The sequence below is a fragment of the Caldicellulosiruptor naganoensis genome (assembly GCF_026914285.1).
In the GTDB taxonomy this organism is placed as follows: Bacteria; Bacillota; Thermoanaerobacteria; order Caldicellulosiruptorales; family Caldicellulosiruptoraceae; genus Caldicellulosiruptor; species Caldicellulosiruptor naganoensis.
Map to the genome: position 1 here is coordinate 672570 of NZ_CP113864.1, position 18972 is coordinate 691541.

The 18972-nt window shown below is 36.1% G+C and carries 19 protein-coding genes; all 19 read left to right on the plus strand.

What is annotated here, in order from left to right:
* Positions 1–138: 138 nt before the first annotated feature.
* The 19 genes from OTJ99_RS03190 (at position 139) to OTJ99_RS03280 (ending at position 18962) form a co-directional block, all read left to right on the plus strand.
* Complete coding sequence (locus OTJ99_RS03190) at positions 139–426, plus strand: co-chaperone GroES (protein ID WP_045165265.1); 288 nt, start codon at positions 139–141, stop codon at positions 424–426.
* Positions 427–454: 28 nt separating this feature from the next.
* Positions 455–2074 (plus strand): chaperonin GroEL, encoded by a 1620-nt coding sequence (gene groL, locus OTJ99_RS03195; RefSeq protein ID WP_045165264.1) that lies wholly within the window; start codon positions 455–457, stop codon positions 2072–2074.
* 114 nt (positions 2075–2188) lie between these two features.
* On the plus strand, positions 2189–3028 hold the full coding sequence (locus OTJ99_RS03200) for a Cof-type HAD-IIB family hydrolase (protein WP_045165263.1): 840 nt from the start codon (positions 2189–2191) through the stop codon (positions 3026–3028).
* Positions 3021–4148: a DUF362 domain-containing protein gene (locus OTJ99_RS03205; RefSeq protein ID WP_045165262.1), complete on the plus strand. Its 1128-nt coding sequence runs from the start codon at positions 3021–3023 to the stop codon at positions 4146–4148. The genes OTJ99_RS03200 and OTJ99_RS03205 overlap by 8 nt, the downstream gene beginning before the upstream one ends.
* Before the next feature lie 65 nt (positions 4149–4213).
* Entirely contained in the window at positions 4214–4687 is a 474-nt protein-coding gene (locus tag OTJ99_RS03210) for a chemotaxis protein CheX (RefSeq protein WP_083943538.1), read from the plus strand.
* Between the two features lie 32 nt (positions 4688–4719).
* Positions 4720–5184, plus strand: coding sequence for a tRNA (uridine(34)/cytosine(34)/5-carboxymethylaminomethyluridine(34)-2'-O)-methyltransferase TrmL (gene trmL, locus OTJ99_RS03215; protein ID WP_045165261.1), 465 nt, complete (start codon positions 4720–4722; stop codon positions 5182–5184).
* A gap of 41 nt (positions 5185–5225) precedes the next feature.
* Positions 5226–6068, plus strand: a complete 843-nt coding sequence (locus tag OTJ99_RS03220; protein WP_045165260.1) for a DegV family protein — start codon at positions 5226–5228, stop codon at positions 6066–6068.
* 94 nt (positions 6069–6162) lie between these two features.
* On the plus strand, positions 6163–8010 hold the full coding sequence (locus tag OTJ99_RS03225) for a TIGR03960 family B12-binding radical SAM protein (RefSeq protein WP_045165259.1): 1848 nt from the start codon (positions 6163–6165) through the stop codon (positions 8008–8010).
* Positions 7991–8626, plus strand: a complete 636-nt coding sequence (locus tag OTJ99_RS03230; RefSeq protein WP_045165258.1) for a TIGR03936 family radical SAM-associated protein — start codon at positions 7991–7993, stop codon at positions 8624–8626. Before OTJ99_RS03225 ends, OTJ99_RS03230 begins: the two co-directional genes overlap by 20 nt.
* On the plus strand, positions 8626–10341 hold the full coding sequence (locus OTJ99_RS03235) for an Rne/Rng family ribonuclease (protein WP_045165257.1): 1716 nt from the start codon (positions 8626–8628) through the stop codon (positions 10339–10341). The genes OTJ99_RS03230 and OTJ99_RS03235 overlap by 1 nt, the downstream gene beginning before the upstream one ends.
* Before the next feature lie 68 nt (positions 10342–10409).
* Positions 10410–10967: an elongation factor P gene (gene efp / locus OTJ99_RS03240; RefSeq protein WP_045165256.1), complete on the plus strand. Its 558-nt coding sequence runs from the start codon at positions 10410–10412 to the stop codon at positions 10965–10967.
* Between the two features lie 103 nt (positions 10968–11070).
* Positions 11071–11568 carry a CD1247 N-terminal domain-containing protein gene (locus tag OTJ99_RS03245; protein ID WP_045165255.1) on the plus strand — a complete coding sequence of 166 codons (498 nt, stop codon included), beginning with the start codon at positions 11071–11073 and terminating at the stop codon, positions 11566–11568.
* A 219-nt stretch (positions 11569–11787) separates the two neighbouring features.
* A complete protein-coding gene (locus tag OTJ99_RS03250) occupies positions 11788–12948 on the plus strand; it encodes a pyridoxal-phosphate-dependent aminotransferase family protein (RefSeq protein WP_045165254.1) in 1161 nt (386 codons plus the stop codon).
* A gap of 4 nt (positions 12949–12952) precedes the next feature.
* The gene (gene serA / locus OTJ99_RS03255) at positions 12953–14548 is read left to right on the plus strand and encodes a phosphoglycerate dehydrogenase (protein ID WP_045165253.1); all 1596 of its coding nucleotides are present in this window, start codon (positions 12953–12955) and stop codon (positions 14546–14548) included.
* A 50-nt stretch (positions 14549–14598) separates the two neighbouring features.
* Positions 14599–15873: a DUF1015 domain-containing protein gene (locus tag OTJ99_RS03260; RefSeq protein ID WP_045165252.1), complete on the plus strand. Its 1275-nt coding sequence runs from the start codon at positions 14599–14601 to the stop codon at positions 15871–15873.
* 137 nt (positions 15874–16010) lie between these two features.
* The gene (locus OTJ99_RS03265) at positions 16011–16811 is read left to right on the plus strand and encodes a Cof-type HAD-IIB family hydrolase (RefSeq protein WP_045165575.1); all 801 of its coding nucleotides are present in this window, start codon (positions 16011–16013) and stop codon (positions 16809–16811) included.
* Between the two features lie 185 nt (positions 16812–16996).
* On the plus strand, positions 16997–17371 hold the full coding sequence (gene speD / locus OTJ99_RS03270; RefSeq protein WP_045165251.1) for an adenosylmethionine decarboxylase: 375 nt from the start codon (positions 16997–16999) through the stop codon (positions 17369–17371).
* Between the two features lie 340 nt (positions 17372–17711).
* Positions 17712–18635 carry a carbohydrate kinase family protein gene (locus OTJ99_RS03275; protein WP_045165250.1) on the plus strand — a complete coding sequence of 308 codons (924 nt, stop codon included), beginning with the start codon at positions 17712–17714 and terminating at the stop codon, positions 18633–18635.
* A 57-nt stretch (positions 18636–18692) separates the two neighbouring features.
* The gene (locus OTJ99_RS03280; RefSeq protein WP_045165249.1) at positions 18693–18962 is read left to right on the plus strand and encodes an ACT domain-containing protein; all 270 of its coding nucleotides are present in this window, start codon (positions 18693–18695) and stop codon (positions 18960–18962) included.
* Positions 18963–18972 lie beyond the last annotated feature (10 nt).

Consider the following 18972-nt stretch of genomic DNA (forward strand, 5'->3'; position numbering starts at 1 on the left):
AAAAATTGAATATCTTGCGCATATTTTGGGTAAAATCAAACTTGATTAGGAAAGGAATAATATACTATAGTAATTAATGTGATTAGCACTCACTATTAATGAGTGCTAACAAAAATGAAAAAGGAGGTTAGAAAAGGGATGAGAATAAAACCAATTGGTGACAGGATCTTAATCAAGTATAAGGAAAGAGAAGAAGTAACAAAGAGTGGAATAGTCCTGCCAGATACTGTTAAAGAGAAGCCACAAATTGCAGAAGTTATCGAAGTTGGTCCTGGTGGAATTGTTGATGGTGAAAAGGTAGAAATGGTTGTTAAAAAAGGTGACAAGATAATTGTTAGCAAGTATGCGGGAACAGAAATTAAGATTGATGGTGAAGAGTATACAATAATCAGACAGGACGATGTCTTAGCAATCATTGAAGACTAAACAAAACAAAAAAGGAGGTAGATTGATCATGGCAGCAAAAATGATAGTGTTCGATGAGGAAGCAAGAAGAGCGCTTGAGCGTGGTGTAAATAAATTAGCAGACACTGTTAAAGTGACATTAGGACCAAAGGGAAGAAACGTTGTTCTTGAGAAGAAGTTTGGTTCACCTCAGATTGTAAACGATGGTGTTACAATTGCTAAAGAGATTGAACTTGAAGATCCATTTGAGAACATGGGTGCACAGATTGTAAGAGAGGTTGCATCAAAGACAAACGACATTGCTGGTGACGGTACAACAACTGCAACAGTACTTGCACAGGCAATGATTAGAGAAGGTCTTAAGAACGTTGCAGCTGGCGCAAACCCAATGATTTTGAGAAAGGGTATCCAAAAAGCAGTTGATGTAGTAGTTGAAGAAATTAGAAAGATGAGCAAGAAGGTAAGAGGTAAAGAAGATATTGCGTATGTTGCATCAATCTCAGCAGGCGATGAAGAGATTGGTAGGCTTGTTGCAGATGCAATGGAAAAGGTAACAAATGATGGTGTTATCACAGTTGAAGAGTCAAAGACAACAGAGACAACTCTTGAAATAGTTGAAGGTATGCAGTTTGACAGAGGTTATATCTCTGCTTACATGGTAACAGACACAGAAAAGATGGAAGCAGTACTTGACGACCCATACATCTTGATTACAGATAAGAAAATTTCAACAATTCAAGACATCTTGCCACTTCTTGAGCAGATAGTTCAGCAGGGTAAGAAACTCTTGATAATTGCAGAAGATGTTGAAGGCGAAGCATTGGCAACACTTGTTGTAAACAAACTGAGAGGAACACTCCAGTGCGTTGCAGTAAAAGCACCTGGCTTTGGTGACAGAAGAAAAGCAATGCTGCAGGACATTGCAATACTCACAGGTGGTCAGGTAATCTCAGAAGAGCTTGGTCTTGATATAAGAGAAGTTAAACTGAGCCAGCTTGGTCGAGCAAGACAAGTTAAAGTTCAGAAAGAAAATACAATAATTGTTGGCGGTGCGGGTGACCCAAGTGAAATCAAAGCACGAATCCAGTCAATTAAGAGACAGATTGAAGAAACAACATCTGATTTTGACAGAGAAAAATTACAAGAAAGACTTGCAAAACTTGCTGGTGGCGTTGCAGTAATCCATGTTGGTGCTGCAACAGAGACAGAGATGAAAGAGAAGAAATTAAGAATTGAAGATGCTTTGGCTGCAACAAAAGCTGCTGTTGAAGAAGGTATTGTTCCTGGTGGTGGTACAGCACTAATCAATGCAATTCCAGCACTTGATAAGCTAATTGAGACACTTTCTGGCGATGAAAAGACAGGCGCTATGATTGTTAAGAAAGCTTTAGAAGAGCCATTAAGACAAATTGCAGAAAACGCTGGTTTGGATGGTTCAGTAATTGTAAACAAAGTAAAAGAAAGCCCAGCTGGTGTTGGATTTGACGCACTCAATGAAAGATTTGTTGACATGTTCGAGGCAGGTATTGTAGACCCAACAAAGGTTACAAGAACAGCTATCCAGAATGCTGCATCAGCTGCTGCAATGCTGCTCACAACAGAAGCTGTTGTTGCTGAAAAGCCAGAAAAGGAGAAGAACCCACCAACACCATCGCCTGATATGTATTAATTAAAGTGATTTTTGAAATAAAGGCTGCTACTCATAGCAGCCTTTATTTTTTTTTGATATAATATTTGTAACAATCATGCAAAAAGTCTTTTTTAAAAAAGGTGAAAAGCAAAAATGTACAGACTACTTGCAATTGACCTTGATATGACACTTTTAGACCGCGAAAAGAAAATCTCCCAAAGAAATAAAACGGCAATTACACTTGCAAAACGAAAAGGAATACACGTTGTACTCTGCTCAGGAAGGATTCTAAAAGGTGTTTTGCACTTTGCAAAAGTTTTAGGGCTTTCAGATGAAATTCTCATAGCTTGCAATGGTGCAATAATAAGAGACTTGAAATCAAATAGGGATATCTATTATATAGGGCTTGACAATGACAGTAGTTTAGAGATTGCCAAAATATGCAAGGCTAATAACATCTATTATCATTATTACTACAAAGATACCATGATAGCACAAAGGCTTGACTATTCATCAAGGTTTTATTATGAAAAAAACAAAGAACTTCCTGATGATGAAAAAATAGAGATTGTTATTGACGATTCCTTAGAGACAATAAAAGATTGTGGAAATCTTATAACCAAATTTGTGATTATTGATAAAGATATAGAAAAGGTAGATCATGTGAGAAGGCAAATAGAAGAAAAGGTTGGAAATATTGAAACCACAAAATCGGATGTCAATATTTTAGAAGTAATGAAGAAAGGGGTTAACAAGAGAAAAGCGCTTGAGTTTGTCTGCTCTTATCTTAATATAGACAAAAAAGAGGTGATGGCAATAGGAGACAATGAAAATGACCTTCAGATGATTGAGTTTGCAGGTTTGGGGGTTGCGATGGAAAATGCTATTGACAGTCTTAAAGAAATTGCCGACTACATAACAGATTCGTATGAAAATGACGGGGTTGCAAAGGCTATCGAAAAGTTTGTTTTGGAGGAATTTGTAAATGCATAGGGTTGCAATTGTGAGATGTAATACATATAATGTGGATGATATAAAAAAGGCACTTGAAAAAGGTATAGACCTATTAGGGTTTGAATTTACAAGATTAAATAAAGTGTTATTGAAGCCAAATCTACTTATGAAAAAAAGGCCTGAGGAGGCTGTCACAACTCATCCAGCTGTAGTTGAGGCAGTTGTAAAGATCATCCAAGAAAAAACGAATGAAATTATAATTGCAGACAGTCCAGGTGGACCTTACACAAAACGAAGATTGGAGGCAGTGTATCAAGCAGCAGGACTTAAAGAACTTGAAAAGTATAAAAAGGTCACTTTAAACTATGATACGTCATCTAAGGAAATCCAGTTAGACAGAAGTATTCTGAAAAAGATATCGTTTATATCACCCTATTTTGAAGTCGATAGCCTAATTAATCTTCCAAAGCTTAAAACTCACAGAATGGCAGTGTATACAGGTGCTGTAAAAAATCTATTTGGTCTTGTTCCAGGTGGGCAAAAGGCAGAATTACATTTTAGATTGCAAGAAGTTGACAAGTTTATGGAGATGTTGCTTGACATTTATTCTACTGCAAAGCCCATTTTAAATATCATGGATGCAATTGTTGGGATGGAAGGAGAAGGACCGTCGGCAGGAAAACCACGCAGCTTAGGACTTCTTTTGATTTCTCAAGATGCAATTGCATTGGATTTTGTTGCATGCAAAATTATTGGGCTTGAAATAAAAGATGTCCCTCTTTTGAATGTAGCTAAAAGTAAAGGCCTTTTAAATCCCGATGAGATTGAGATTGTAGGCGAAACACTGGAAGAGGTAGCAGTGAACAATTTTAAAGTACCACTTAGACCTGAGATTTCATTTGTAAGAGGAAGATTTCCCAATTTTATAGCCAAAATAATAAGTGACATTCTTACTCCAAGGCCGGTTTTTGATAGAAATATTTGTATAGGTTGTGCAGAGTGTTTTAATGCCTGCCCTGCTCAGGCAATTGAGCTGAGAAGCAGAAAAGCATATATTGATTTGAAAAAGTGTATTAGGTGTTATTGCTGTCATGAGCTTTGTCCTGCAAAAGCTATTACAATAAAGCGTTCATTTTTATTTGAAAAAATACTAAAGTGAGAGAAAGGAGGTAAGTCTTGCTTGCTGTCTCAAAATCTTTTGTGACAGGGGCAAGACAATATACGATGAATATAAATGTAGAGTATATCAATCCATTTATTCAGGCAAGTCAACAAGTTCTAAAACAGGTTGCAAACATTGATTTTAAATTGGGGAAAGTATACCTCAAAGATCCTACTTACAAAGTAGAACAAGTGGTTGTCATAATTGGAATGACAGGAAATATAAAAGGACAGGTTAATTTCTGTATGTCGCTTGATGCTGCTAAGAATATTGCATCTAAGATGATGGGTGGGTATCCTGTTACTGAGTTTGATGACCTTGCAAAAAGTGCAATTGGCGAGTTGGCGAATATGATAATGGGCAACACTTCAATGCTTTTTTCACAAAAAGGGCTCAAAGTTGAGATAACACCGCCTTCAATACTTATGGGTGAGAACATGATTTTGAGTACATCAAAGATGATAAATATATGTGTACCGCTTCTTCTTGACAATGGTGATAAAATTGATATGGACGTTGCATTTGTTGAATACTAACCTGTGAAAGGAGGCTGTTGAGTTTTAAGAATATGCCGATCAATATTGTGCTTCATGAGCCAGAGATTCCATATAATACAGGAAATATTGCAAGGACATGTGCTTGTACAGGTGCTAAGCTTCATTTAATAGAGCCGCTTGGATTCTCTTTAGAAGACAAATATTTAAAAAGAGCAGGTCTTGACTATTGGCAGTATTTGGATGTAAAGATATACAAAGATTTGAATGACTTTTTTGAGAAAAATCGCGATGCAAATGTCTTTTACTTTTCGACAAAAGGGAAACAGTACTATACTCAGGCGCCATACACAGACAATTGCTATTTGATGTTTGGTAAAGAGACAGCAGGTCTTCCTCAGTGGCTGATTGAACAGAACATACACAAGACTTATAGAATACCGATGATAAGTGATGTGAGGTCGTTAAACCTTTCTAATGCGGTGGCAATTGTCCTTTATGAAGCCCTAAGACAGCTGGGGTTTCCTAACTTGGTGTGACAAAGTGAAATGGGAATAAAAAGTAGATAAGGGGGATTTTGATGGGTGTTACAATTGTGACAGACTCGACAGCTGATTTAAGTCCCCAGATGTATGAGAAATTTGGAATCAAAATGGTGCCACTTACTGTCTACTTTGGAGAAGAAGCTTATAAAGATTGGTTGGAAATAGACCCCGTTAGCTTTTACCAAAAACTCAAGAATGCTACTGATCTTCCCAGAACATCACAGCCAAGCCCTGATCAATTTTTAGAGGTTTTTAAAGGTGAGCTTGAAAAAGGAAATGAAGTTGTGTCAATACATCTTTCAGCAAAGCTTTCTGGCACGTACAACTCTGCCTGCATTGCAAGAGATATGTTAGATAGTAGCAAAATCTTTGTCATAGATGGAAAGACTGCATCCATTGGTACAGGAATTTTAGCAATAATTGCAAAAAGGTTAGCAGATGAAGGCAAAAGTGCAGAGGAGATTGCAGAGATTATTGAACAAAAGATAAAGACTATTCGACATCTTTTTGCTGTTGAAACCTTGGAGTATCTTAAAAAGGGTGGAAGAATTTCCCCTGCAAAAGCAACAATTGGTAATATTTTAAATATAAAACCGATCTTACAAATTGTAGATGGTATTGTTGAACCGTTTGACAAGGTACGGGGAATGAAAAGAGCGCTTCCAAGAATAATTGAAGAGGTAAAAAATAAAGGACTTGATTTGACAAAACAAGTTTGTGGTCTTTCATATGCGGGAAGCTTAGATGAGGCAAAAGAATATGAAGGTCTAATAAAAAGTGAACTTTCTCCGGGAGAGCTTATTGTGACGCAGATAGGAAGTGTTATTGGCACATATGTTGGACCGGGCACGGTTGCTTTTATATTCTTTGAGGAATAATATAAAAAGTAAAAGTACTCAATGAATTTGTTAGCTACAGGGTAGCCTGTAGCTTATTATTTATCTACTTTTAAAGAAAGGGTGTGGGAAGAAAGTGGTTGTTAAAGACAAGTTATTTAAGCTTCTATACAGCGTTGAAAAGCCTGGAAGATATATTGGAAATGAAATAAACATGGTGGAAAAAGACCCAAACAAGGTTGATATAAGGTTTGCGTTTTGCTTTCCGGATATTTACGAGATTGGTATGTCACACTTGGGACTAAAGATTTTATACCATCTTTTGAACAAAAGAGAAGATGTCTATTGTGAGCGTGCTTTTATGCCATGGATTGATATGCAAGAAAAGATGCAAAAGGAAGGTATAAAACTGTTTACACTCGAGACTTTTACTACCTTAGATGAATTCGACATAATAGGTTTTTCGCTTTCATATGAAATGAGCTACACAAATGTTTTAAAGATGATAAAGTTATCTGGAATTCCTCTTGAGAGTAAAAACAGGCCCAAAGGTATGCCAATTGTCATTGCAGGAGGGCCTTGTACGTATAATCCTGAACCGCTATGGGAGTTTATAGATGTGTTTGTAATTGGTGAGGGCGAAGAGGTTATTTTAGAATTTGTTGACCTTTTTAAAGAGTATAAATTTTCTGAAATGTCAAAAGAGGAATTTTTGCTAAGGTGTGCAAACATCGAAGGATGTTATGTCCCGTCGTTTTATGAAGTAAAGTACAATCAAGATGGTACTATCAAGGCTATTTTTCCAACAACAAGTCAAGTGCCTGGAAAGGTAAAAAAGAGAATTATAAAAGACATGGACAGTGTATACTTTCCAACAAAGATGATTACACCTTTGATTGAAGTTGTTCATGACAGGGCAGTTGTTGAGGTTTTCAGAGGATGTGGACGTGGATGTAGGTTTTGCCAAGCTGGTGTAATTTACAGGCCAGTAAGGTTCAGAAGTATGGGAAAGGTGATAGAGTATTCAAAAGAGCTTATTGAAAGTACAGGGTGTAACGAGCTTTCGCTTATTTCCCTGAGCACAAGTGACTATCCCAACATAGAAACTTTAGCAAAGAATATCTTACAATTTACAGAGGACAAAAAGGTAAATATTTCTCTTCCTTCTCTCAGGCTTGACTCAACATCCTTAGAGCTTTTAAAACAAATAGAAAAAGTTAGAAAACCTACATTGACATTTGCACCAGAAGCAGGCACGCAGAAACTTAGAGATGTTATAAACAAGAACATTCAAGAAGAAGACATATACTCTACAGTCAAACTTGCTTTTGAAAGAGGATTCCAAAATGTAAAACTTTATTTCATGTTAGGTCTTCCAACAGAGACAAACGAGGATATTATAGGGATATATGAGATTGCAAGAAATATAAGACAGATTTATTCGGACCTGGGATTGAAAAAGAGGGTCAGAATTACAGTTTCAACATCATTTTTTGTACCAAAACCACATACACCGTTTCAGTGGGAGCCACAGGACAGCATTGATGAGATGAAAAGAAAGATGAAAATGTTAAAAGAAAAGTTGTCAAAAATAAAAGATGTTGAGTACAACTGGCATGATTTTTATTTGAGCAAACTTGAGGCAGTACTCTCACGAGGTGATAGGAGACTGTCAGCCGTTTTGAAAAATGCTCTTGAACTTGGCTGCCAATTTGATGAGTGGGGAGAGTTTTTCGACTTTTCAAAATGGCAGTTAGCTTTTGAAAAAGCAAACGTTGACTACAAGTTCTATTCAGACAGAAGAAGGGATTTTGATGAGATTTTGCCGTGGGAGATGATAGATACTGGTGTGTCAAAAGAGTTTTTGATAAAAGAGTGCAAGCTTGCATATGAAGCAAAACCAACACCTTCGTGTTTTGAAAGTTGTATTGGGTGTGGGGTAGCTACTTTTAAAGGAGGAATCTGTGTTGGCAAAAAGGTATAGATTTTACTTTTCACGGGATCTGCCTTCTTGCTTTATTTCACATCTTGATATGGTGAGGCTTTTTGAGAGAAGTTTTAGAAGGCTAAATATCAAACTCAAATTTACAGAAGGCTTTAATCCCCATCCCAAAATCACATTTATTTTGCCAATGGCAGTTGGGCTTTGCTCACCTGAAGAGATGTTTGAAGTTGATGTTGAAGAAGATTTGGATGAGAAGGTAGTGGAGAGACTTAACTTAATTTTGCCAAAAGGACTTAAAGTATTGAAAATTGAAGAAGCAATTGATAAAATACAAGTAAGCGATATGTATTATAAATGTTTTATAGAAGCTGAGGAAGATTTTTGTAAACATTTTGAAGAGTTTATGGAAAAAAGCCCAAAGATAAAGCGTGAAAAAGATGGAAAAGTAACATTTCGAAGTGTTTGGGACTATCTTATAGGTTATGAGTGCCAAAAAAAAGAGGATAATATAGAGCTTATATTTCATATCAAGGTTGTAAATGGAAGTTATATCAAACCAGAGGATATACTTAAAGCATTTTCAGAAGAATATAATATTGAATATAAGATTATAAGAGTAGAAAGGGAAAAAGTAAATTATCAAAGGGTGATATAATGCAATGTGAAATTATAGTTGATGTCAGTTTTGGTGAGACACGAGTTGCAGTTTTAGAAGATAAAGAACTTGTTGAGATTTATGTTGAAAGGCAAGATCAACAGAGTATAGTTGGAAATATATACAAGGGCGTTGTTGAGAATATTTTGCCCGGCATGGACGCCGCCTTTGTAAATATTGGTCAGGACAAGAATGCTTTTCTATACTTAGGTGATGTAAACAGACTTGAGTTTGGCGATACAGAGGAGTACTACGAGATAAAGACAAATCCGCTCGCTTTGCGATGTGGTCAAGAAATAGTTGTGCAAGTAATAAAAGAGGCATATGACCAAAAAGGACCAAGAGTAACAACCAATATAACACTACCAGGTAGGTATTTGGTTCTTTTACCGAACACAGAGTATATTGGAATCTCAAAGAGGATAGAGCTTGAGGAAGAGAGAGCGAGGTTAAAAGAGATTGCTTGCAGACTGAAGCCAGAGGGTATGGGAATTATTGTCAGAACAGCAGCAGAGGGAAAGAGCGAAGAGGTATTAAAAAATGAACTTGAATTTTTGAAAAACCTTTGGCAGAAGATAAGACAAAAGAGCAAAGAAAGTGCACCTGTTCTTTTATATAAGGACTATGACCTTGTCTTTAAAGCGGTAAGGGATATGTTCACAAATCAGGTTGATAGGTTTGTGATAAATGACAGAAAAAAGTATAACAAGATAATAGAATTTTTGTCAACATATGCTCCAAGTCTTAAAAGTAAGGTTGAATATTTTAATCTTGCCACCAACATATTTGAGTATTTTCAGATAGAACAAAAACTGCAAAAAGCATTGTCAAAACGTGTATGGTTAAAAAGTGGTGGGTATATAGTAATAGACGAAACAGAAGCATTGACTGTGATAGATGTCAACACAGGAAAGTTTGTTGGTAAAAATGACGTTTCAGAAACAATCCTCAAAACAAATCTTGAGGCAGCAGTTGAAATTGCAAGGCAGCTGAGGCTTCGTGATATTGGGGGAATTATAGTTATTGACTTTATAGATATGAAAAATCCAGAACATCAAAAGCTTGTGCTGGAGACTTTGAAAGATGCTTTAAAGCGTGACAAGACAAAAACTGTTGTTGTTGGAATAACACCACTTGGGCTTGTTGAGATGACAAGAAAGAAAGTAAGACAGAGGCTCAGCTGTGTTTTGCAAACTTGCTGTCCGTACTGTCAAGGAACCGGTAAAATCCTGTCGCCTGAGACGGTTGCGTCACAGGTATTAAAAGAGATTGAATGGTACTTTAAAAACAGAGTTGAGGAAAAGTTTTTTGTTGAGATAAACACAAAGGTGTGCGAGGTTTTGAGAAAGGGTGAAGTTGATAGAATAAAAGAACTTCAAGAAAAGTACAAGAAGAGGATATACCTAAAGGCTTCTTCTAACATCCATATCAATAAGTTCACAATATGTCCTGTAAAAGATGCTGACCATTACATGGCGTTGTGTGGTGCACTTTCTGAGGGTGACGAGGTTTTAGCATTCGTTGAGGAAGAAGACAAGTTCAATTGCCAGAATGCTATTGGATATGTCAACCAGAACAGAATAGAGTTTGATAATGCTTCTGACCTTGTTGGTAAATACGTCTATGCAAAAGTCGAAAAAGTTTATGGTACCCAGTCAAAAGGCAAGATTTTAGAGGTATGCGAAGAGAATAAAGAGGATGTGAAGGAATTCTAATTTGGTTGAAAAAAGTATAAATTTTTTGATAAAATAGAAGAGCAAAATTTTATGGTGGAGGGAAGCAAATGGTTGAAGCGGGCGATTTTCGAAGAGGATTGACAATAGAGTACGATGGTCAAATCTTTCAAGTAATTGAGTTTTTGCATGTAAAACCTGGTAAAGGTGCTGCCTTTGTGAGAACAAAATTAAAAAATATAAAAACTGGCGCAATAATTGAAAAGACATTCAGACCTGATGAGAGAATGCCACTTGCACATATTGAAAGAAGAGAGATGCAGTATCTTTACAACGATGGAGAGCTTTATTATTTTATGGACACTCAAACCTATGAGCAGATAGCACTAAACCAAGAGATGGTTGGCGATGCATTAAAGTTTGTAAAAGAAAATATGACAGTTACAATACTTTCTCACAACGGTGTTGTGTTTGGTGTAGAACCTCCAAGATTTGTTGAGCTTGAGGTCATTGACACAGAACCGGGCTTCAAAGGTGATACTCAAACAAGTGCTACAAAACCTGCAAAGGTAGAGACAGGCGCTGTTATTCAAGTACCACTGTTCATCAATGTTGGTGATAAAATAAAGATTGACACCTCGACAGAAGAGTATTTGTCAAGAGTTTAATTTAATGGATTTTACAAGTTTTATATAAGTGTGTATAAACAATTTTTGATGGGTAAATATTAAGTATAGAAAGAGGTTATCTTATTTTTAGGAGGCTAATTTTATGGAAAACTTATATGAAAAGGTAGCATATTTAAGAGGTTTAGCAGACGGGCTTGGGGTGAGCGAAGAGTCAAAAGAAGGAAAATTAATAAGAAGCATCATTGATGTGCTGGACGAGTTTGCAGATGCTATAAATGAATTAGATGTGAAATACGCTGACCTTGAAGATGTGGTTGAGAATATCGATGAGGATTTAGAAAAGTTAGAAGATGAAGTTTATGATTATGATGATGAAGACTATGATGATTACTATGACGAAGAAGATGAGGACGAAGATTTAGTTGAAGTTACGTGCCCAAATTGCAAAGTGACATTCTACTTAGAAGAAGATGAGTACTTAAACGAGGACGAAATTGAATGTCCAAACTGCAACGAAGTTATCTACCTTGACGAGCTGGTTGAAGATTATGATGAGGAAGAATATGACGAAGATTATGAAGATGAAGATGAAGATGAAGAAAAAGATAAAGAAGGAAGACAAGAGAATGATAGAATTTAGAGTTTAAAAAAGCCGGTGACTTAATGTGCCGGCTTTTTGTTTATTGATGTCCTTTGATAGGTATGAGGTAATTGTTGTAGATTAACAAAAAGTTTTCATTTGATTGTGTATAAAATGTATAATAATAAGATTGTCAAATTATTGACATTGCCAAGTAGTTTAGATATAATCAAACTTAAATAATTATTTAGTTTTGCTGAAAGGGGTAGAATGATAACCATGAGAAAACCAAAGCTTTTAATGACGCCTGGTCCAACTCCACTTCCACCAGAGGTAATTGCTGCCATGTCACAGCAGATTATTCATCATCGAACAAAAGAATTTGGTGAAATTTTTTCAAGAGTTAACGAAAACCTAAAAAAGGTTTTTCAAACAAAGAACAACGTACTCACCTTTGCAGCATCGGGTACTGGTGCAATGGAAGCAAGTGCTGTCAATTTCTTTTCTGAAGGCGATACCGTTTTAGTTGTATCAGTGGGGGTTTTTGGTGATAGGTTTATAAATATATGCAAAACATTTGGTTTGAATGTTATTGAGAAGAAATATAACTATGGGGATGTTGCAAATATAGATGAAGTAATTGAAATAATTGAAAGCAACAGAGATATAAAAGGTGTGTTTATAACTCACAACGAAACATCAACAGGTGTTACAAACCCCATAGAAAAGCTTGCAAGGTATCTAAAAAATACAGACAAGATTTTAATTGTTGATGCTGTAAGTTCGCTTGGTGCAATTGATTTAAAGACTGATGAGTGGGGAGTTGACGTTGTTGTTACAGGTTCTCAAAAAGCTTTGATGTCCCCGCCTGGACTTGCTTTTGTTTCTGTATCAGATAAGGCATGGGAATTTTATAAGACTTCAAAATTGAGAAAATTCTACTGGGACTTTAAGAAGTACCAGGACAACCTTTTAAAAGAAACCCAAGACACACCATTCACTCCTGCAGTGACATTAATTAGAGCTGTTGATGTGGGACTGAAGCTTATTCTTGACTATGGACTTGAAAACAACTTCAAAAGACATGCAAGACTTGCACATCTTACCCAACTTGCTGCTGAAAAGCTGAATTTAGAACTTCTACCCAAAAAGGAATACTCTTCTGCTGTTATCACTGCAATCAAGTCTCCAGAAGGTGTTGATATAGAGAAGGTAAGAAAGATAATGAATCAAAAATATGACATAATGGTAACAGGAGGACAAGCATCACTTAAAGGGAAGATTATAAGAATTGGACACATGGGATACGTTGACGAGTTTGATCTTTTAAAGACAATTGAGTGTTTTGAGCTTGCACTTTTGGAGTGCGGTTATAAAAATTTTGAAGTTGGAGAAGCAACTAAAGCAGTGCTTCAAGAAATTGCCAAGGAGGTAAGATAAGTAAATGAAAGTATTGGTTACAGAAAGGATTGCAAAAGAAGGTATAGAGATTTTAAAAAATGAAGGAATTGAAGTTGACGAAAAAATAGGGCTTTCGCACGAAGAGATTTGCAACATTATAGGCGGCTACGATGCTTTAATTGTCAGAAGTGCTACAAAAGTAAATGAAGAGATGATTAAGTGTGGGAAGAACTTAAAAGTGATTGCAAGGGCAGGCGTTGGAATTGATAATGTGGATGTAGAAGCTGCAACAAAACAAGGTATAATTGTGGTCAATGCTCCAGATGGCAATATTATGGCGGCTGCAGAGCTCACAATCGGACTTATATTCAGCATATTCAGGTACATTCCACAGGCATATATGTCTTGCAAACAGGGGGATTTTAGAAGAAGTAAGTTCAAGGGCGTTGAACTATACGAAAAGACAGCTGGAATTATCGGATTTGGCAAGATTGGAGCGTTGGTGGCTGAAAGACTAAAAGCGTGCGGAATGAGAGTTATTGCGTATGACCCATATGTCTCTGATGAGAAGTTCAAAAAATATGGCGTAGAAAAGGTAGATTTTGAAACTCTCTTGAAAGAATCTGATCTTATAACAATTCACACACCCAAGACACCGGAGACTTATAATTTAATTTCCGAGAAAGAATTCAAAAAAATGAAAAAAGGTGTTAGGATAGTAAACTGTGCACGCGGTGGAGTTATCAATGAAAAAGACCTTTACAATGCGATAAAAGAAGGTATTGTTGCAGCAGCAGCGCTTGATGTTTTGGAGAAAGAGCCAAACTTTGAGCTTGAGAAACAGGAATATTACAACCCACTTTTGGAGCTTGACAATGTTGTAATTACACCTCATTTAGGAGCGTCAACTCAAGAAGCGCAGGTGAATGTTGCTGTATCTGTTGCAAAAGAGGTTGCAGCAGTGCTAAAAGGCGGCATTGCAAAAAATGCTGTCAATCTTCCTGCATTTGAGAAAGAAAAACTTGATGAGATTTTGCCATACTTAGAACTTGCTGAAGCAATGGGCAAGATTTTCATCCAAGCAGAAAGAGTCTTTGCGAAGAAAATAGAGATTATCTATAGCGGACAGATAGATGAAAAGATGACAACATGGCTCACACGTGCACTTTTGAAAGGCTATCTTGAGTTTTCTGTTCAGGACACTGTAAATTATGTGAATTCTCAAGTTTTAGCACAAGAACAAGGCATTGAGGTAATTGAGAGCAAAACACACGAAGGCGGAAAGTTCAAGAATATGATAACTGCAAGGTTTACAACAGATGAAAAGGTTTTAGAACTTGCTGGTACAGTTTACAACAATGAAGGGAGAATTATAGATTTCTTTGGATACAAAGTTGACTTCAAGCCAGAAAAGTACATGCTCCTTATTCAAAATATTGACAAGCCTGGTATGATAGGTAAAATTGGTACAATTGTTGGGGAGTACGGAATTAACATTGCTACAATGCAGGTTTCGCGCAACAAAAAAGGTGAAAAAGCTGTTATGGTATGTGAGATTGATGGGGCTTTGCCAGATGAAGCGGTTGAAAAGCTCAAAAATACAGATGGTATCTTGAGAGTCACAATGGCAAAACTATAAAAAGTTGCTATCGAAAAGAAAAAACTGAGAAAGAAAGGGTTTTGCAAAAGATGGCAAATATCAGAGCTTTTAGGGGTTTGAGATATTCACCTGAAGTCAAGTTAGATGACTGTATTTGTCCGCCTTATGATATAATCTCAGAAAGCGAGCGTGAGGAACTTTATAAAAAGAGTGAATACAACATTATAAGGGTTGAATTTGGGAAAGAATTTGAAGGTGACAATGAACAAAACAACAAGTTCACACGTGCAAAAAAGTATTTAGATGAGTGGATTCAAAAGGGAATTTTGAAATTTGATGAAAAAGAGAGTGTATATGTAATTGAGCAGGAATTTGAAGTAGAAGGCAGGCGATACAAAAGGACAGGTTTAATAGTTTTACTTGAACTTGTTGACTTTGAAGAAGGGATTGTAATTCCTCATGAGTTTACACTCTCCAAACCAAAGCAAGAAAGACTTAATCTTCTTAAACACACACGCGCAAATATAAGCAGCATTTTTGGACTTTATGAAGACAAGGAGTTCAATGTAAAACAAGTACTTGACAGTATCAAGGCAAAAAAGGAAGATATAAATTACAATGGAATTGGTACATTTGAAAGAATGTGGATTGTATCAGATGATGATATAATAGATAAGCTCAAGAAGCTATTTTCTGACAAGAAAATCTTCATAGCAGATGGTCATCACAGGTATGAGACTGCTTTGGAGTATAAAAAAGAGATGATGCAAAAAGAAGATTATAGCAAGGATGCGGATTATAACTATATTATGATAACATTGACAGCGTTAGAGGATGAAGGTATAGTAATCCTTCCAACCCACAGAATTGTTCTTTCAACAGATGTTGAAGAGAATATTTTTATTGAAAGGTTAAAGGAAAACTTTGATATAGAGGAAGGTAAGTATGAGCCTTTAAAGAAAAAGCTTGCAGCATATAGAAAGTATGCGTTCTTAGTGTATACTTACAATAGAAACTACTACTTAATAAAGCTAAAAGATCCTGAAAGAGCCTTGAAAAATGTTGAGGGAAGCAAAGCGTATAAAAACCTTGACGTTGTTGTTTTGCAAAAACTTGTATTAAATGATGTATTAAATATCACTGATGAGGATATATTACACCAAAGAAATCTGAAGTACACAAAGTCAGATAAAGAGTTAATTGATATAGTTGACAGTGGAGGAAAATACGGATTTATATTAAATCCTACACTTGTTGAAGAGTTAAAAGAAGTGTCGTTAAGTGGCGAAAAGATGCCTCAAAAATCTACCTACTTTTATCCAAAGCTTATGACTGGAAATGTAATATTTGTACATCAAAAGTAAGTAAGTGATAATTACAATATTTCAAAGGGAATACATATGTTTTAAGGTTTGGATATTAATACCTGGTAAGGTGTGAATATCCAAACCGTTTTTTATTAACTCTTATGATTAAAAAAGAAAGGGGAAATATTTGCAAGATGATTAAACTTGTTGCCACAGACCTTGACGATAGTCTTCTTTCAAAAGACTTGAAAATTCCAGAGAAAAACCTTAAAGCTATTGAGTTTTTAAAGCAAAATAATGTAATTTTGATATTGGCATCAGGCAGGCCTTATCCTTCTGTGAAAAAGATTGCGTATGACCTTGACAATTTTTATCCTATAATTACTTACCAAGGTGCTTTGGTATATGACCCCAAAACTGACCAAAAACTATATGGATGTGAAATACAACCTGATGATGCAAAAGATCTTATAAGGCTCGCAAAGGAAGAAAATATCCATGTCCATATCTACATTGACAATATTTGGTATATTGAGGGGTTCAATGAAAAGGTGGAGTATTACAGGAACCTAACAGGACTTGAACCTGTGAGGGTAGACAATTTTTTAGAGTTTGTAGACAGGCCTGTTACAAAAGTTTTATTCTTTGATGAACACGAGAGGTTGAAGAAATTGAGAGACAACCTTCCATCAGAGTTTTTAAAGAAATTTAACATTATGTTTTCAAAGCCTTTTTTCTTGGAGTTTACTGATATAAATGTCTCTAAAGGAAATGCTTTGAAGTTTTTAGCCGAGTATTATAACATAAAAAAAGAGGAGATTATGGCTATTGGTGACGGTGACAATGACATTTCAATGATTGAATATGCAGGTATTGGGGTTGCGGTTGAGAATGCTACGGAAAAGCTAAAACAGGTTGCAGACTTTGTAACTTTGAGCTGTGATGAAGGTGGCTTTGCACATGCTATTGAAAAAGTATTCAATGTTAAGTTTTAAAAATTTCACACATACAATAGCATAAAGAAAAGAAAATCTTATAAGTTAATAAGAAAGCGAGGGCTAATTTTAAAATTTAAAGAAAAATGATATTTTTTAAAAAAATATATTGACTTTTAAGATAAATCTGCTAAAATAGATTCTGTCATTTGAAGAAAGTAAATTCCAAGAAGGAGGTAGAGAAGATGCACGCGTTGGGCAGGCACATTATTGCAGAGCTGTACGGTTGTGACAAGGAAGTGCTCAACAACCGCGAGCTCATTGAAAAGATAATGGTAGAGTCAGCGCTCAAAGCAGGAGCAGAGGTAAGAGAAGTAGCGTTCCACAAGTTTTCGCCCCAAGGCGTGAGTGGCGTTGTGGTAATTTCAGAGTCACATTTGACAATTCATACATGGCCAGAGCTTGGATATGCAGCTGTGGATGTTTTCACATGTGGAGAAAGAGTAGATCCATGGCAGGCTTGCAATTATATCACAGAGATGTTAAAGGCGAGCCACATGACAACTACAGAGATAAAAAGAGGTTTGTTCGAGCAACCTGTCAAGGTAGCAAACCTGTAATAATACCTCCTTTTTGTTGAGGATAGATTTACAGGGTTTAAAGTTTTGAAGGGATGTGGAAAGGTCTTTTGGGAAAGAGCAAAGAGGAATTTTTAGTAATCTTTTTGTATAAAAGATTACTTGGTGGGAAAAATATTCAGTAGAAGACCCCCTTTACTTAAAAATATTTTTGGTGCACAAGGAAAAATAGCCTTGTGCACCTCTTTTTTATTTTTTCCACAAAACTTACAGCTCTGATTTTCTATCTGAGTGTTTCCTTTAGTCTCAAAAATATTCTATAATTATGGTGTAACTATTACTCAGAGTAACTAAAAACTTCTCTGAAAAGGGGGTTTGCTTTTTGAGCATTGTCTGTTTTGGAGAGGTACTGATAGATTTTTTGAATGTTAAAGACAACCTTTTTGAGGCAAACCCTGGCGGTGCCCCAGCAAATGTTGCAGCAGCTATTTCTAAATTTGGAGGAAAATCTTTTTTAATATCCCAAGTTGGAAATGATATGTTCGGAAGGATGATTCTGCAGACTCTTTCGAATTGCAATGTTGATATCTCATGTGTGAATGTCACAGATGAATATTTTACAACACTTGCATTTGTAAAGCTTGACCAAAAAGGTGAAAGGTCATTTTCATTTGCAAGAAAGCACGGTGCAGATGTTTACCTCAAAAAAGAAAATATTGACTTGGATAGAGTAAAGAGTGCAAAGATATTTCACTTTGGTTCACTTTCAATGACACATCCAGAAAACAAAGAGCTAACCTTTTACCTTTTAGAAGTTGCGAGAAAAAGCGGGGCAGTAATCTCATATGACCCAAACTACAGAGAACCTCTTTGGAAAAGCAGGCAAGAAGCTATTTCTGCAATCTTTTTGCCAATTGAAAAAGGTTATGTAGATATTCTCAAGATGTCAGAAGAAGAGGTTTTGTTGTTTGCAAAGAGCATTGATGAGTTTTACCAGATGGTAAAGGACAAAATAAAACTTTTTCTTGTGACTCTTGGAGAAAAGGGAAGTATATTTTTCTACAAAGGAGAGTCTGCAGTGGTTGAGACAATTGAAGTTGATGTTGTTGATACAACAGGATGTGGAGACTGCTTTGTTGGTATGACTCTTTTTGAGATTTCTAAGTACTTGCCGTTTGAGAACATAGACAAATCTCTTTTATACAACATAGTAAAAAAGGCAAACATAGCAGGGGCACTTTGCGCAACTAAAAAAGGAGCGATACCAGCAATTCCTGAATATAGTGAGGTTTTAGCAAGACTATAAGTTAGCTTCTGGTTTTTTAATTTTGTTTGAAAATAAAGGTACTGGAGGAAGTCAAAAATGAGAGCTATAATAACTGTTGTTGGGAAAGACAAAGTCGGGATAATTGCTGCAATTTCTTCCCTTTTGGCGGAAAACAATGTAAACATCCTTGATATCAGCCAAACAATTATGCAAGGGTTTTTCACAATGATAATGCTTGTTGATTTGCAAGGTGCAAAAGTGAAATTTTCTGAGCTGAAAGAGCTTCTAAAAAAGAGAGCTCAGGAGATTGGTGTTGATATTAACATGCAGCATGAAGATTTGTTCAATAGCATAAATAGGATATAACAAGGAGATG